Genomic DNA, 13897 nt, shown 5'->3' on the forward strand with positions numbered 1-13897 from the left:
CGTGCGGCACCTCTCCTCCCCTGCGTCCGGGAGGTGCCGCGCGCGGTCAGCCGCCGGCCGGCGCGCTGTCGACCAGCGCACTGCCGGTCGGTTCGCTGCCGGCCCGTTCGCCGCCGGCCACCTCGGTGCTCACCCGGCGGACCGTCAGGGTGCGGATCGAGCGGTTGGTGAGGGCGGCGGCCGTCGCCAGCACGATCAGCGCGGTGGCGGCGAGCAGCGTGGGCCGGGCCCCGAAGCGCTGGGCCAGCGGGCCCGCGGTCATCTCGCCCAGCGGCAGGGCCAGGAACGAGCCGAGCGCGTCGAAGGAGTAGACCCGGGCCAGGCGGTCGGCGGGCACGTTCTGCTGCAACGAGAGGTCCCAGGCGACGCCGAACTGCTCCATCGCGAAGCCGCAGACGAACATCACGACGGTCAGCGACAGCACGCCCGGCGACTGCGCCAGGGTCAGCACCGGCAGCGCCTCGAAGAAGACCGCCAGCACGCCCAGCAGCAGGGCCCGGCGCACCCGCCAGCGGGCCAGCAGCAGTCCGGCCGCCGCCGCACCCGCCATCTGCGCGCCCAGCGCGAAGCCCCAGGCGGTGCGGCCCATGGTGGCGTCGGCGATGCCGGGGCCGATCACCTGCACCGAGCCGGAGACCGCCGCGTTCACCACCATGAACTGCAGCACCACCACCCAGACCCAGCTGCGACTGGTGAACTCCCGCCAGCCCTCACGCAGTTCGGCCAGCGCGCCGGCGATCGCCCCGACCTGCGGGGCGCCCGGCGCGACGGGCTCGGCGGCGTGCGCGGCCCGGGTCGGCGCGGCCACGCGGACCGCCAGGTAGCAGAGGCCGGCCGCCAGCAGCCCGAGCGAGTCCACCGCGAGCGCCCAGCCCGGGCCGACCGCCGCGGCGAGCAGCCCGCCGACCGAACTCCCGGCGATGATGCCGATGTTGACGCCCATCCGGGCCAGCGCGTTGGCCTGCTGCAGCTCGCCCTCGGGGACGGTCTGCGGCAGCAGGGCGGCCGCCGCCGGCAACGAGAGGGCCGCCAGCACGCCGTTGACCAGGCTGAGCCCGACCAGCAGCGGCATCGAGGCGAAGCCACCCAGCACCGCGAGCGCCAACACCCCCTGCACCAGGGCCGAGCCGATCGCCGAGCCCTGGAGGATCAGCGCCCGGCGCACCCGGTCGGCCAGGACGCCGCCGAAGAGCAGCGCCGCGACGTTGGCCAGCGAGCGGGCGCCGACCACGATGCCCAGGTCGGTCAGCGAACCGGTCAGGTCCAGCACCGCGAACGAAAGCGCCACCGGTGCCATCGAGTTGGCCAGCACCGCGCAGGCGCGGCCGGTGGCCAGGAAGCGGAAGTCCCGCCGGCGCAGCGGGGCGAGGGTGGTACTCATCGGACATCCTTTGGTTGCGGGCGCTTCTCGCGCTCCGGCTCGTCGCGTTCCATCTGGAAGAGCACCAGGGTGGCGGCCACCCGGACCGTGTCCGGGGTGTGCGGGCGCTGCGCCGCGTCGTGCAGCAGATCGCCCAACTCGCCCGCCAGTCGCATCGCCCGGCGGTAGACCTCGGGGTCCACCCAGAGCTCGGCGTCGGTCGTGGCGCCCGGCGCGCCCACCAGGCGGTGCGCGGTGCGCCGGCGCAGCTCCTGCGCCAGCACCTCGGCCAGCAGCCGGTGCTCCTCCCCGGTGGTCGCGGAGATCCGGTCGCCGCTCTGCGGGTCGTGCCGGTAGCGCTTGGCCAGTCCGCCGCGCACCGCCACCTCCTCGGCGAGCTCCAGCAGGCCGACCGCGTGCAGCCGGCGCAGGTGGTAGCTGATGTTGGCCTGGCTCTCGCCCAGCTCGCGCGCCGCCTCGGCGGCGCTCATCGCCTGGTTGGTGAGCAGGGAGAGCAGGCGCAGGCGCAGGGGGTGGGCGAGGGCGCGCAGCCCCTCGGTGACGCCGCCCGGTTCGTCGTCGGCCATGCGGACAGCCTGGCAGTGACCTTGCGCCACTGTCAAAGACTTATTTGGAGGTCGCCTCGACCGGCTGACGTCAGGTCAGCCCCCGCCCAGCCGGCGGACCAGCGCGGTCACCACCACGGCGAGGGCCACCACCAGCAGGAACGGCGCGCGCCGCCAGAGCGCGAGGCCGGCGGCGGCCAGGCCGGCGGCGCGGGCGTCCAGGGTCAGCCCGCCGTGCGGGCCGCCGAAGGTCTGCAGGGCGGTGAGCGCGGCGAGCAGGGCCACCGGGATCAGCGCCGCCCAGCGCTGGACGGCCGGGCGGGCCAGCAGGCGGGCGGGCACGCTGAGGCCGGCCAGCTTGAAGCCGTAGCAGCCGGCGGCGGTGGCGAGGATCGCGATCCAGGTGTTCACCGGTCCTCGCCCTCGCCGCCGCCATCGTCGCCGCTCTGGCTCCGAACGTCGGGCGGGCCGACGTCCGGCGACGGGCCGCCGCCGAGCTGCCGGGTCGCGGCGAGCACGATCGGCACCGCCGCGATCGCCAGCAGCACCGGCACCCCGGTCGGCAGCACCGTGGCGGCGGCGAGCGCGAGCAGCGCGCCCAGGGCCGCCACCCGCAGCTCGGTGGCCCCCTCGCGCAGCCGCGGCGCCAGCAGCGCCAGGAAGACCGCCGGACCGGCCGCGTCCAGACCGTACGCGGCCGGATCGCCCAGCGCGTCCGCGCCGAGCGCGCCCAGCAGCGTGCAGAGGTTCCAGACCGCGAAGAGCGTCACCCCGGTGACGGCGAAGCCCAGCCGGGCCGGACGCCGGGCGGTGCGGGTCAGCGCCACCGCCGCGGTCTCGTCGATCACCAGCTGCGCGGCCAGCGGCCGCAGGGCCCGCGGCACCGCCAGCCGCTCGCTCAGCCGCAGGCCGTAGAACGCGTTGCGGACGCCGAGGAAGAGCGCACCGACCACCGCCGGGAGCAGCGCGCCACCGGCCGCCAGCGCGCCGACCAGGGCGAACTGCGAGGCGCCGGTGAAGACCAGCAGGCTCAGCGCGCAGGTCTGCGCGATGGACAGGTGCGCCGTGCTGCCGGCGATCCCGAAGGCCAGGCCCGAGAGGCCGACCGTCACCCCGATGGCCAGCGAGTCGCGCACCACGCCCGTGTCGTGGTCACCACCGGTGGCGCTCACTCGGAGGGGAACAGCTCGTCCAGCGGCGGCAGGCCCAGGGCGGCCAGCCGCTCGGGGTCGGCGAGCACCTCGATGCTGGTGATCCGCCCCTCGACCACCGTGAAGGACATCACCGAGAACACCTTGCCCTCGGGCACCGTGAGGAACCCGGCCCGGCCGTTGACCGAGATCCGGTGCGCGAAGTGGGCGAACCGCTGGAAGGTGAGCGCCTGCGCGGCCACCGCCCGCGCCCCGCGCACCAGTCCGCCGCCCAGCCCGAGCGCGCCGGTGTCGGCCCGCAGCACCACGTCCGGGTCGAGGACCGCCAGCAGCGCCTCGAAGTCGCCGCCCCGCGCCGCGGCCTGGAAGGCGCTGACCACCTCGCGGTGCCGGACCGGGTCGCTCACGGCGACCGGGACCGAGCCCCGCACCCGGCGCCGGGCCCGGCTGGCGAGCTGCCGGGTGGCGGCCGGCGCCCGCCCCACGATCGGGGCGATCTCCTCGAACGTGACCGCGAACAGGTCGTGCAGCACGAAGGCGAGCCGCTCGGCCGGGGCCAGCGTGTCCAGCACCACCAGCATCGCCAGGCCCACGGAGTCGGCCAGCAGCGCCTGCTGCTCGGGGTCGGCCGCGCCGTCCGGCCCGATCACCGGGTCGGGCAGGTGCCCCTCCAGCGGGTCCTCGCGCCGCGAGCCGCGCGAGCGCAGCAGGTCCAGGCAGACCCGGCCGACCACCGTGGTCAGCCAGCCCGCCAGGTTGCGGACCTCCGCGGTGTCCGAGCGGCTCAGCCGCAGCCAGGTCTCCTGGACGGCGTCCTCCGCCTCGCTCAGCGAGCCGAGCATCCGGTAGGCGACCGCGCGCAGGTGGCCGCGCTGCTCCTCGAACCGTTCGGCCAGCGAGGGCCCGTCCTGCGCCCGGTCCTGCGCTCCGTCCTGCGGCCCGTGCTGCGCTCGGTCCTGCGGTCCGTCCCGAAACCCGCCCTGCTCCATCGGTCACACTCCCCCGTCGCGTTCCGTCATAGCTGTGTCGGACGATCCCGTCCGCCCAACAGCTTCCAAGGAGTACCGATGAACGCACGCATGGGCAACCCGGCCATCGTCCTTCCGGACGCGATGGCGGCCCTGCTGGCCCTGTCCAAGGCCGTCGCCGCGACCGGCATCCCGGCCACCACCGTCGAGCTCGTCAACCTGCGGGTCAGCCAGATCAACGGCTGCGCCGTCTGCCTGCACATGCACGCCCGTGACCTGCGCAAGGCGGGCCTGGCGGACGAGAAGATCGACACCGTGGCCGGGTGGCACGACGCGCCCTGGTTCTCCGAGGCCGAGCGGGCCGCGCTCGCGCTGGCCGAGTCGGTCACCCGGATCGCCGACCGTGCGGACCCGGTGCCGGACGCCGTCTTCCAGGAGGCCGCCCGGCACTACGACGAGCGGCAGCTCTCCGCGCTGATCCTGGCGATCGCCAACATCAACGTCTGGAACCGGGTCAACATCTCGGTGCGGCAGGTGGCGGGCGGCGCCTGGTGACCGGGCGTCCCTGACCGATCGTCAGTCCCTCTCCCGGCCGCGGAAGGACCGCCGGTAGTCCCGCGGGGCGAGGCCGACCTGGCGGACGAACGGCGCGCGCAGCGAGACGGCCGAGCCGAACCCGCAGCGCACCGCGATCCGGTCCACCGGCAGGTCGGTCTCCTCCAGCAACCGCTGCGCCGCCAGCACCCGCTGCTCGAGCAGCCAGCGCAGCGGCGCCACCCCGGCGTTCTGTGTGAAACGGCGCGCGAAGGAGCGCTCCGACATCACCGCGACCTCCGCCAGCTCGGCGACCGTCCACGGGTGGTCGAGCGCCAGCAGCGCGGCGGTGCGGGCCTGCGCCAGCGGGTCGGCGGCGGCCGAGTCGGGCGGCACCGGGGTCGGGATGAACTGCGCCTGGCCACCGGTTCGGAACGGCGCGGTGACCATCGCCCGGGCGATCGTCGCCGCGCTCTGCTGGCCGTGCGCGGCCCGCACCAGGTGCAGGCAGAGGTCGACACCGGCCGCCACCCCCGCCGAGGTCCACACCTCGCCGTCGCCCGCGAAGAGCACCTCCGGGTCGACCCGCACCGCCGGGTGGCGCTCGGCCAGGTCGGCCGCCAGCGCCCAGTGCGTGGTGGCCCGGCGTCCGTCCAGCAGGCCCGCCTCGGCCAGCACGAAGGCGCCCGCGCAGAGCGAGGCGATCGGGATGCCGCGGGCGTGCACCGCGCGCAGCGCGGCGAGCACCTCCGGCGGGCGGCGCGCGCCCGGGTCCGCCACCCCGGGCACCATCACCAGGTCGCAGCCGAGCAGCCCGCGCGGTCCGTCCAGGCCGGCGTCCGGCACCCGCTCCAGGCCGCCGTCCAGGTGCACCCGCGCACCGTCGCCCGGCCCGCAGACCCGCAGCTCGAAGGCGGGCAGGCCGGGCCGCGAGGTCCGGTTCGACCAGACCTCGCCGATCACGGCGTAGTCGAACGCCCGGACGCCGTCGAAGATCACGCAGCCCACGGTGTGCATGGCGGAAATCTATCGATCACTGGCAGCCGGCGCCCTCACCGGCCCAGTCGCCCCCGGGCCAAGCTGAAGCCATGACGAACCACAGCGCAGACACCGACCCGATCCTGCTCGCCGACAACGCCGCCCTCGTGGTGATCGACGTCCAGCAGGGCTTCGACGACTCCGACTTCTGGGGCGAGCGGGACAACCCCGACGCCGAGAAGAACATCGCCGCCCTGCTCGACGCCTGGCAGGCCACCGGCCGGCCCGTCGCGATGGTCCAGCACCGCGGCAACGGCAGCCCGCTGGGCGTCGGCACCCCCGGCTACGAGCTCAAGCCCGAGGTGGCGCAGGCCCGTTGGGACGTGCACATCACCAAGACGGTGAACAGCGCCTTCTACGGCACGCCCGACCTGAAGGAGTGGCTGGACGAGCACGGGATCCGGCAGATCGTCACGGTCGGCATCATGACCAACGTCTGCGTGGAGACCACCGCGCGGATGGGCGGCAACCTCGGCTACGACGTGCTCTACCCCGTCGACGCCACGCACACCTTCGCGATGGCCGGCCCGGACGGCGTGGTGATCCCCGCCACCGACCTCTCCCGCGCCACCGTCGCCTCGCTGCACCACAACCGCTTCGCCCGGGTGGTCGGCACGGCCGACCTGCTGGCGGCGTCGGGGGCGTAGGGCGGCCGCCCGGGCATCGTGGCCGCCCGGGTGCGGCGGCCGGCGGCCGTCAGCCGGCGGACAGGTGCAGCCGGTGTGCCACCGCCGGGTCGAGACCGGCGACGGGGTAGGGCGGCTCGGCCGGCAGCAGGGCGGCGTCCGCCGCCCGCTCGCCGGCCCGCACCAGCGCGCGCACCCGGTGGGCCAGCGGCGTCACGTCCCGCACCGCGCGCAGCCAGTGGTCGGCGTAGTCGCGGGCGGCCCGGCCGGCCAGGCCCAGTTGCAGGGCGCGGTACGGCAGCGGGCGCAGGTCGAGGTCGCGCTCGGGATCCCACTGCACCCGCACGGCGGCGGCCCGCAGCTCGCCCGCCCAACCGGCCCGGTCACCGTGCACGTCGGGCTCGTAGTGCGCGAGACAGGCCTGCGCGAGCGCGGACTCAAAGCCCTCCCGGCTGATCTCCAGGGCCAGCACCCGCTCCTGGTCGGGCTTCGTGCCCCAGCCGCTGCGGTACATCATCCACCGGAAGCTGGGCTTGATCCAGGTCATCCGCGAGCGGCTCCAGCTCTCCGGGAAGGCGCCGTGGCGCACCGCGTGGTCGCCGATCCGCGGAGCGTAGGCCTGATAGACCGTCACCGTCGCGGCCGTGTGAGCGGCGCGGATCTGACGGTACGGCAGGACCGGTACGGCGGAAGGCCGACTCTCCTCGGGAGCGGTGGGCGTCGAACGTGTCATGCAGGCCAGTGTGCACCGCCGCGGCGGACCGGCGCCCGGAATTTCTGACCGTCCGCCGGAAAGGCCCCATCACCCCCAGTCGATTCCGGTTCTCCGGACCGGAGGAAAGGGGGGGGGATTTGTCAGGCCGGCGCCCGTGGACGCCGGTCGGGACCGAGTTGCCAGCGGGTGAGCGATTCCGATATTCCTATGGCGCGCCGTCAGGCAGGAAAGCCTGACGCCCGTCCCCTAAGGATTGACGTGTCCATACCCACGAACGAGGCCGGGCCGGGCGCCCAGCCGCAGGACAGCCACCCCGCCGCGGAGTACCCCCCGGCCGGCCCCCTCGGTGTCGAGGCCTACCCGCCCGGGTTCTCCGGCGCCGGCTACCCGGCCCCGGTCCAGGAGCCCGGCAAGAACGGCTTCGCCGTCGCCGCGCTGGTTTTCGGCCTCATCGGCGGCTTCGTCTTCGGCATCCTCTTCGGCGTCCTCGGCCTGAACCGCGCCAAGAAGGTCGGCCGCGGAAAGGCGATGGCCTGGATCGGCATCGTGCTGTCCATTCTCTGGATCGCCCCGATCGCCTACTTCGTCCCGCACCTGCTGAAGGCGTCGGACCCCGGCTGCGTGGCGGCCAAGCAGTCGCTGGCGACCTACAACGACGCGAAGTTCAACGCGGACCAGAACGACCCCGCCGCGCTGAAGTCCGACTTCCACTCCCTGCAGAGCGAGCTCGACGCCGCGGCCACCAAGAGCGACAACGCGGGCGCCCGCAGCGCGATCCAGGGCCTGTCCGGCGACTTCCAGCAGCTGGTCGGCGTGCTCGACAGCGGGACGGCCCCGGCCCCCGACCTGCAGAGCCGGATCACCGCGGACGCCCAGAAGGTCGACTCGGCCTGCGGGACGATCGGCAGCTGAGCCGACCGGCCCGCAGGCCCCCCGCCGCACCGGGGGGCGGGGCGGCGGCCCGGGCCGGGCCGCAGAACTCGGAAGCGGGCAGCGGAGCTCAGCGGTGGCCGGCGGTGCTCAGTGGTGAGCGGCGGTGCTCAGCGGTGGCCGGCGGTTGGTCAGCGGCGGCCGGCGGTTGCTCAGAGGTGCTCGGCCACCCAGGCCGCCAGCAGCTTGGCGCAGTCGTCCACCGACTCGCGCCAGACCTTGGCCGCGCCCTCGCCCGCCTCGTCGCTGACGTGCTTGACCAGCCGGATCGGCACGCCCGCGCGCTGGGCCACCGCGGCCAGCGCGTAGCCCTCCATGTCGACCAGGTCGGCCCGCTCGGCCAGCCGGCCGCGGGCCGCCTCCTCGGAGACGAAGAGGTCGCCGGTGGCGAGCGTGGGCCCCTCGGCGGCCAGCGTGAGCGGGCCGCCGTAGGTGTGGCCGGTCAGCAGGTGCAGGACGGCGGTGTCGAGATCGTGCTGCAGCACGGTGCCGATCACGTGGGTGCGCCCCTGCAGGCCCGGGCGCAGCGCGCCGGCCGTGCCCAGGTTGACCACCTCGGCGGGCAGCGGGCCGCGCGCCAGCACCGTGGCCAGCGCGGCGGTGGCGTTGACCTTGCCCATGCCGGTGAGCAGCACCGGCAGGTCGGCGCCCAGGTGGGCGGCCTCCTCGGCGACGGCCAGGACGAGGAGCGGACGCTCGGGGGTGACGGTTCCGATCAGCTGCATGGGGACCATCGTAGGGGCGCCGCCCGGCGGTTCAGGAGCCCGCGCCGTAGCGGTGCTTGAGGGCGGGGTCGTCCAGCCACCAGGGGCGCATGCCCTGCTCGGTCTCCACCGGCTCGGTCCCGCTCTCGGCGGCGGCCACCGCGGCGGCCTCGAAGCGGGCGTCGAGGGCGGCGTCCACGGCGGCGGTCTCCTCGCGGCCCTGCACGATCATCCGGCGCACCAGGGCGCACAGGAACGGCAGGCCGACCAGGTCGCCCAGCACCCAGAGGCTGTTGCCGCCCCAGGTCTGGTCCTGGGCCAGGCTCGGGCCCCACGGCCGGGCGAGCGCCACGTAGTAGTGCTCGGCGACCAGGTGGCCGCCGTAGATCAGCACGATGCCCAGCGCCGCGTCGAAGATCACCTCGGCGAAGGTGATGAACAGGCCCAGCAGGTGCGGGTACTCGTGGCCGACCGGGTCGATCTGCAGGCGCGGCCAGAAGTAGGCCAGTCCCAGCAGCACCAGCGACAGGTGCAGGCCGATGTTCCAGGCGCCGCTGCTGAGGCTCTTCTCGTACCAGGGCGTGAAGTACAGCAGCCACGGCGGCGCCATCAGCAGCGCGGTGGAGACGGCCGGGAACATCAGCAGCTTGGAGGGGCCGCTGCGCAGCGCGCGCAGGATCCGCTCGCGCCGGGCCGGCGGCGAGACCTGGACCAGCAGCGAGACCGGTGCGCCGAGCGCCAGCAGCAGCGGGACCAGCATCAGCAGCAGGACGATCTGCACGGCGCGGTCGGTGAACAGGATCCGCTCGTAGACCCCCAGGCCCGAGCAGGTGCTCCAGATCCACAGCAGCAGGCCGCCCAGGAAGGCGGCGGTGCGGGTGGGCTGCCAGCGCTCGCCGGCCCGGGCCAGCGCGCGCACCCCCAGCAGGTAGCCGCCGCCGAGCAGGACCGCCAGGGCGAGCACGACCGGCTCGGCGGTCCAGGAGGTGGCCAGGTCGGCCCACTGCCAGGGCGGCGGGCCGTGGTAGCCGAGGGCCTGCGGGGCGGCCGAGGCGGCGGTGGCCAGGACTGAGGTCTGCATTGTTCGCGCTCCATGCTCCGCCCGGGTGCGGCGGGTTCCCGAGCCATCATGGCCGATCCGCGGACGATCACCGGCAGCGGGTCGCCGCGCGTCGCGGACCGACGGTTGCGGACCGTCGACCGCCCGGTCGCGGTGCGAGGACCGGGGTCGCCCTATCTGCCGCGACCGGGAACCGCATAGGGTGCACCTCGCGTCTTGGCACCGCCGGGCACGGGACGGGTCACGAAAGCTCAGGATCAGCACAACTCACGTGTGGCCGTCCGACCCGATGGCCATACTGCTGCCAACGGGCCGGAACCCGATCGTCGGGCGGCCCACCGGGGAGGGTGGGGCGGGTGGCGACACCAGGACAGCCGGGGGTGGTGCCCACGGGTACGGGCGGCGGTGTGCCCGCGCAGGGGCAGGCCGGATCGCCGCAGGGACGGTTCGGGCCGCCGCCGGGCGAGATCGCCGCGGCGCCGACCGGTGCGACATCGACCGCTACGACTCCGCCCGCCGGGGTGACGCCCCCGCCCGCGCCGCCCGCCGCCCGCTGGCGCGGCGCGCTGGAGCGACTGCGCCGAGCCAAGCGCACGGCGCCCGGCCGGCTGCGGCTCTCGCTGGCGGTCCTGCTCGTCCTGGTACTGGGTTTCGGCGCGCTGACCGGCTGGCAGGTCACCGGCCGCACCCAGGCCGCCGACCAGGTGCTCACGCACAGCCAGCCGCTGAGCCAGAACGCCGCCGAGATCTACCGCTCGCTCGCGGACGCGGACACCACCGCGGCGGCCGGCTTCCTGCTGGCCGGCAACGAGCCGCGCGAGGTGCGCGAGCGCTACCAGAGCGACCTCACCACCGCCGCCCAACTGCTCACCCAGGCCGCCGCGCAGAGCACCGGATCACCCGGCGCGCAGAGTCTGATCAGCCAGCTCAACCAGCAACTGCCGGTCTATTCGGGTCTGGTGGAGACCGCCCGGGCCAACGACCGGCTGGGCCTGCCGCTCGGCGCGGCCTACCTGCGGTACGCCTCCGACCTGATGCAGAAGCAGGTGCTGCCGCTCGCCAAGCAGCTCTCGGACGCCGAACTCCAGCGCCTGGACCGCGACTACACCGCGGCCCAGACCACCCCGTGGGCGGCCTACCTGCTGGGGCTGCTGACGCTGCTGGTGCTGCTCTGGTTCCAGGTCATGCTGCGCCGGCGCACCAACCGGGTCCTCAACCCGGGCCTGGTCGGCGCCACCGCCGCGGTGCTGGCCTCGCTGCTCTGGCTGCTGGCCGGTGCCTCGGCCGCCGACTCCGCGCTCGCGGACAGCCGCCAGCACGGCGCCACCCCGCTGAAGGCGCTCAACACGGCCCGCACCGCCACCCTGCAGGCCCGCACCGCGGAGAACCTCGACCTGGTGGCCCGCGGCTCCACGGACGCGTACGCGAACCAGTGGAACGACAACGTGAAGGCGGACACCGGCGCGCTGGCCACCGCCGCGCAGCTGGCCCCGCCCGGCGCCGCGGCGAGCATCCACGCCGCCCAGGACCAGCTCGGGGTGTGGACCCACCGGCACGACGGGGCCGTGCGCGACAACACCGCCGGCGACTACCAGGGCGCGGTCAACAGCACGGTCGGCAACGGCGACAGCAGCTCGCAGCCGGCCTTCGAGGCCACCGACCGCGACCTGGCGAAGGCGGCCGAGGTCGAGCGGGCCGCCTTCGCGAGCGCGGCCGGCACGGGGCGCGACGCGACCGGCACGGTGGCCTGGGCGGCCGGCCTGCTGGCCCTGCTGGCCGCGGCCGGGCTGCTGCGGGGAATCGGACAGCGACTGGCGGAGTACCGATGACGGGGGGACCGATGCGTAGAGGGATCCGGGCGCTGCCGCTGGCCGCCGCCCTGCTGGCCATGCTCACGCTGGCCGGCCCGGCCGCCCCGCAGGCGGTCACCGCCGGCGCCGCGGCCACCGCCCGCACCGCGGCGCTCACCGCCGCGACCGCGACCGGCGACTGCGACCCGAACGTGGGGCCCAGGAGCCGGCCGCCGAGCCTGGACGAGAGCGGACCGGGCGTGCAGGCGATCAAGAAGCGCGGCATGCTGCTGGCCGGCATCGACCTGAGCAGCTACCGCTGGGGCTCGCGCAACCCGAACGACAACCGGCCCGAGGGCTTCGACATCGACCTGGTGCGCGCCATCGCCAAGGCCATCCTGGGCGACCCCGACAAGGTGCAGTTCAAGGTGATCCCGATGAAGCGGCGTCAAGAAGCGCTCGACAACGACGAGATCGACCTGATGGCGCGTACGATCACGATCACCTGCGACCGCGCCGCCGTGACGCCGTTCTCCACCGTGTACTTCCAGGCCGGGCAGCAGGTGGTGGTGCCGCGGTCGGCGAAGGCGACGAGCGTGGACGGGGCGATCAAGGGGAAGACGGTGTGCGTGGCGGACTCCTCCACCGCGCAGGCCCAGATGAACCTCAACCGCCGTGGGGCGGCGGCCGTCACGGTGGCGGACAACGCGCTGGACTGCCTGGTGCGGATGCAACTGGGCCAGGCGGACGTCACGCTGACCGACAACGCGGTCGCCGTCGGCCAGGCCGCCCAGGACCCCACCGTCGAGGTGATCGGCCCCTCGATCACCTCGGAGCCCTACGGGATCGCGATGCCGCTGCGCTGGCCGGACCTGGTGGCCCGGGTCAACCAGGTCCTGGTGGACTACCGCAAGGACGGCTGGCAGGCCAGCTACGACAAGTGGCTGGCGCCCTACCTGGGCCCGACCAACGGCCCGCCGCCGATCGGCCCCTGACGGACCACGGCACCGAGGGACCGCGACACCGACGTACCGACCCGCCGTCAGAGCGGGTCGACACCGCAGGAGAGAAGAGAGGAAGGGCGTGGCGTTGACAGGATCCGCTGGCCCGGTGCTGAGCCGGGAGGAGGTGGACCGCGAGCTGGCCCGGCTGGCCGCCGAACGCGAGGCCGTCGAGGCCGCGCTGCTCGCGCTCCAGGACCACCCCGGCCGGCGCCTGCTGGAGGGCGCGGCCCTGTCGGGACGGACCGAGGAGCGCTGGTCGCTGGCGAGCCAGGGCCTGACGATGCTCTGGACGCTCTTCGACCGCTACGCCGAGACGCTCGCCTCGGCGCGGGCCGTCCGCTCGCGCCGCGCGCGCCCGAGCTCCCCGGAGCTGGCCGAGCTGAACGAGCTGCTGCGCGGCGCCTCGGTCACCGTCTCGGGCGGCCAGCTGCCCGACGCGGCCCGCCAACTGGCGGGGCCCGCCCGGCTGGTGGAACAGGTCAGCCTGGCCGAACTGGTCGAGCGGATGAACGTCTGGTACGCCACCGTGCTGGAGGTGGTGAGCGCCGCCGACGCGGTCTGGTCGGCGCTGCCGGCCCGGATCGACCTGCTGCTGGCCGAGCTGCGCCGGGTGCAGATGCTGGCCGGCTCGGTCGGCGTGCGACCCGGCGCGCACCCGCTGGGCGACGACCTCGCCCGGCTGGACGAGGAGTTGACCGCACTGCGGGCCGAGGTGCTGGCCGATCCGCTGGCCCTGTGGCGCCCGGCCCGGGTGCCCGCCCAGCGCGGCACCGCCGCCGTCGCCATGCCGGCCGGCACCTCCGGTGCGGTGGACACCGAGCGCTTCGACCGGGCCGGGCGCGCCCTGGACGGCGTCCGGGTGGAGCTGGAGCAACTGCTGCGGCTGCGCGACGAGGCGGAGGAGCGGCTGCACCAGGTCGGCGACCTGCTGCGGCGCGCCGACGCCACGCTCGCCGAGGCCCGCCGGGCCCGCGGCGAGGTGCTGGCGAAGATCGCGGCGACCGAGGTCCCGGCCGTGCCGGGGCCGCTGGCCTCGCTGCGCGACGGCGTGCAGCAGGCGGTGGAGCTGCGCCAGAACGGGCAGTGGCACCGGCTGGCGCCGCTGCTGGACGCCCTCGAGGAGGAGGCCGCCCAGGAGTTGGACCGGGCCCGGCACTCGCTGGGCGAGGTGACCCAGCCGCTGGCCGTGCGCGCCGAGCTGCGCGGCCGGCTGGACGCCTACAAGGCGATGGCGGCCCGCCTGGGGGTGGCCGAGGACCCCGAGGTGATCGAGCGCTACGAGAAGGCCCGCTGGCTGCTCTGGAGCGCCCCGTGCGACCTGCGGGCGGCGGCGGGCGCGGTCTCCCGGTTCCAGCAGGCGCTGCGCCCGGCGGCCGGACCACAACCGGCGGCCGGACCACAGGACGGACAGCACCACTACGGACGGCAGAACGGTCAGGGGGATCGGTGAC

The 13897-nt window shown here is 75.1% G+C and carries 15 protein-coding genes; 6 read left to right on the forward strand and 9 right to left on the reverse strand.

From position 1 onward, the window contains the following. Positions 1–46: 46 nt before the first annotated feature. From ABD323_RS25870 to ABD323_RS25890, 5 genes are all read right to left on the reverse strand, one after another. On the reverse strand, positions 47–1381 hold the full coding sequence (locus tag ABD323_RS25870; RefSeq protein WP_344444358.1) for an MFS transporter: 1335 nt from the start codon (positions 1379–1381) through the stop codon (positions 47–49). Then, entirely contained in the window at positions 1378–1947 is a 570-nt protein-coding gene (locus tag ABD323_RS25875; RefSeq protein ID WP_344444359.1) for a helix-turn-helix domain-containing protein, read from the reverse strand. The genes ABD323_RS25870 and ABD323_RS25875 overlap by 4 nt, the downstream gene beginning before the upstream one ends. 75 nt (positions 1948–2022) lie before the next feature. After that, positions 2023–2337, reverse strand: a complete 315-nt coding sequence (locus ABD323_RS25880) for an AzlD domain-containing protein (protein WP_344444360.1) — start codon at positions 2335–2337, stop codon at positions 2023–2025. After that, a complete protein-coding gene (locus ABD323_RS25885) occupies positions 2334–3098 on the reverse strand; it encodes an AzlC family ABC transporter permease (RefSeq protein WP_344444362.1) in 765 nt (254 codons plus the stop codon). The genes ABD323_RS25880 and ABD323_RS25885 overlap by 4 nt, the downstream gene beginning before the upstream one ends. Further along, positions 3095–4066: a sigma-70 family RNA polymerase sigma factor gene (locus ABD323_RS25890; RefSeq protein WP_344444363.1), complete on the reverse strand. Its 972-nt coding sequence runs from the start codon at positions 4064–4066 to the stop codon at positions 3095–3097. Before ABD323_RS25890 ends, ABD323_RS25885 begins: the two co-directional genes overlap by 4 nt. 78 nt (positions 4067–4144) lie before the next feature. Here ABD323_RS25890 and ABD323_RS25895 point away from each other — a divergent pair, with 78 nt between their 5' ends. After that, positions 4145–4600, forward strand: coding sequence for a carboxymuconolactone decarboxylase family protein (locus ABD323_RS25895; RefSeq protein WP_344444364.1), 456 nt, complete (start codon positions 4145–4147; stop codon positions 4598–4600). Positions 4601–4621: 21 nt separating this feature from the next. On the opposite strand, the gene ABD323_RS25900 is transcribed toward ABD323_RS25895, so the two are convergent. Next, complete coding sequence (locus ABD323_RS25900; RefSeq protein WP_344444365.1) at positions 4622–5596, reverse strand: GlxA family transcriptional regulator; 975 nt, start codon at positions 5594–5596, stop codon at positions 4622–4624. A 71-nt stretch (positions 5597–5667) separates the two neighbouring features. On the opposite strand from ABD323_RS25900, the gene ABD323_RS25905 reads away from it, so the two are divergent. Then, complete coding sequence (locus ABD323_RS25905) at positions 5668–6264, forward strand: cysteine hydrolase family protein (protein WP_344444366.1); 597 nt, start codon at positions 5668–5670, stop codon at positions 6262–6264. A 49-nt stretch (positions 6265–6313) separates the two neighbouring features. Here ABD323_RS25905 and ABD323_RS25910 read toward each other — a convergent pair whose 3' ends face one another. Beyond that, positions 6314–6976, reverse strand: a complete 663-nt coding sequence (locus tag ABD323_RS25910) for a DUF4291 domain-containing protein (protein WP_344444367.1) — start codon at positions 6974–6976, stop codon at positions 6314–6316. 240 nt (positions 6977–7216) lie between these two features. Here ABD323_RS25910 and ABD323_RS25915 point away from each other — a divergent pair, with 240 nt between their 5' ends. Beyond that, positions 7217–7870 carry a DUF4190 domain-containing protein gene (locus ABD323_RS25915; RefSeq protein WP_344444368.1) on the forward strand — a complete coding sequence of 218 codons (654 nt, stop codon included), beginning with the start codon at positions 7217–7219 and terminating at the stop codon, positions 7868–7870. A gap of 170 nt (positions 7871–8040) precedes the next feature. Here ABD323_RS25915 and ABD323_RS25920 read toward each other — a convergent pair whose 3' ends face one another. Both ABD323_RS25920 and ABD323_RS25925 read right to left on the reverse strand, forming a co-directional pair. Further along, entirely contained in the window at positions 8041–8613 is a 573-nt protein-coding gene (locus ABD323_RS25920; protein ID WP_344444369.1) for a nucleosidase, read from the reverse strand. A 31-nt stretch (positions 8614–8644) separates the two neighbouring features. Then, positions 8645–9673 carry a cytochrome c oxidase assembly protein gene (locus tag ABD323_RS25925; RefSeq protein WP_344444370.1) on the reverse strand — a complete coding sequence of 343 codons (1029 nt, stop codon included), beginning with the start codon at positions 9671–9673 and terminating at the stop codon, positions 8645–8647. 335 nt (positions 9674–10008) lie between these two features. On the opposite strand from ABD323_RS25925, the gene ABD323_RS25930 reads away from it, so the two are divergent. From ABD323_RS25930 to ABD323_RS25940, 3 genes are all read left to right on the forward strand, one after another. Then, positions 10009–11481 carry a hypothetical protein gene (locus ABD323_RS25930; protein ID WP_344444371.1) on the forward strand — a complete coding sequence of 491 codons (1473 nt, stop codon included), beginning with the start codon at positions 10009–10011 and terminating at the stop codon, positions 11479–11481. An 11-nt stretch (positions 11482–11492) separates the two neighbouring features. Continuing rightward, the gene (locus ABD323_RS25935) at positions 11493–12437 is read left to right on the forward strand and encodes a glutamate ABC transporter substrate-binding protein (protein WP_344444372.1); all 945 of its coding nucleotides are present in this window, start codon (positions 11493–11495) and stop codon (positions 12435–12437) included. Positions 12438–12525: 88 nt separating this feature from the next. Next, entirely contained in the window at positions 12526–13896 is a 1371-nt protein-coding gene (locus ABD323_RS25940) for a hypothetical protein (RefSeq protein ID WP_344444373.1), read from the forward strand. The last annotated feature ends 1 nt before the right edge of the window (position 13897 follow it).

The sequence above is a fragment of the Kitasatospora nipponensis genome (assembly GCF_039528135.1).
GTDB lineage: Bacteria > Actinomycetota > Actinomycetes > Streptomycetales > Streptomycetaceae > Kitasatospora > Kitasatospora nipponensis.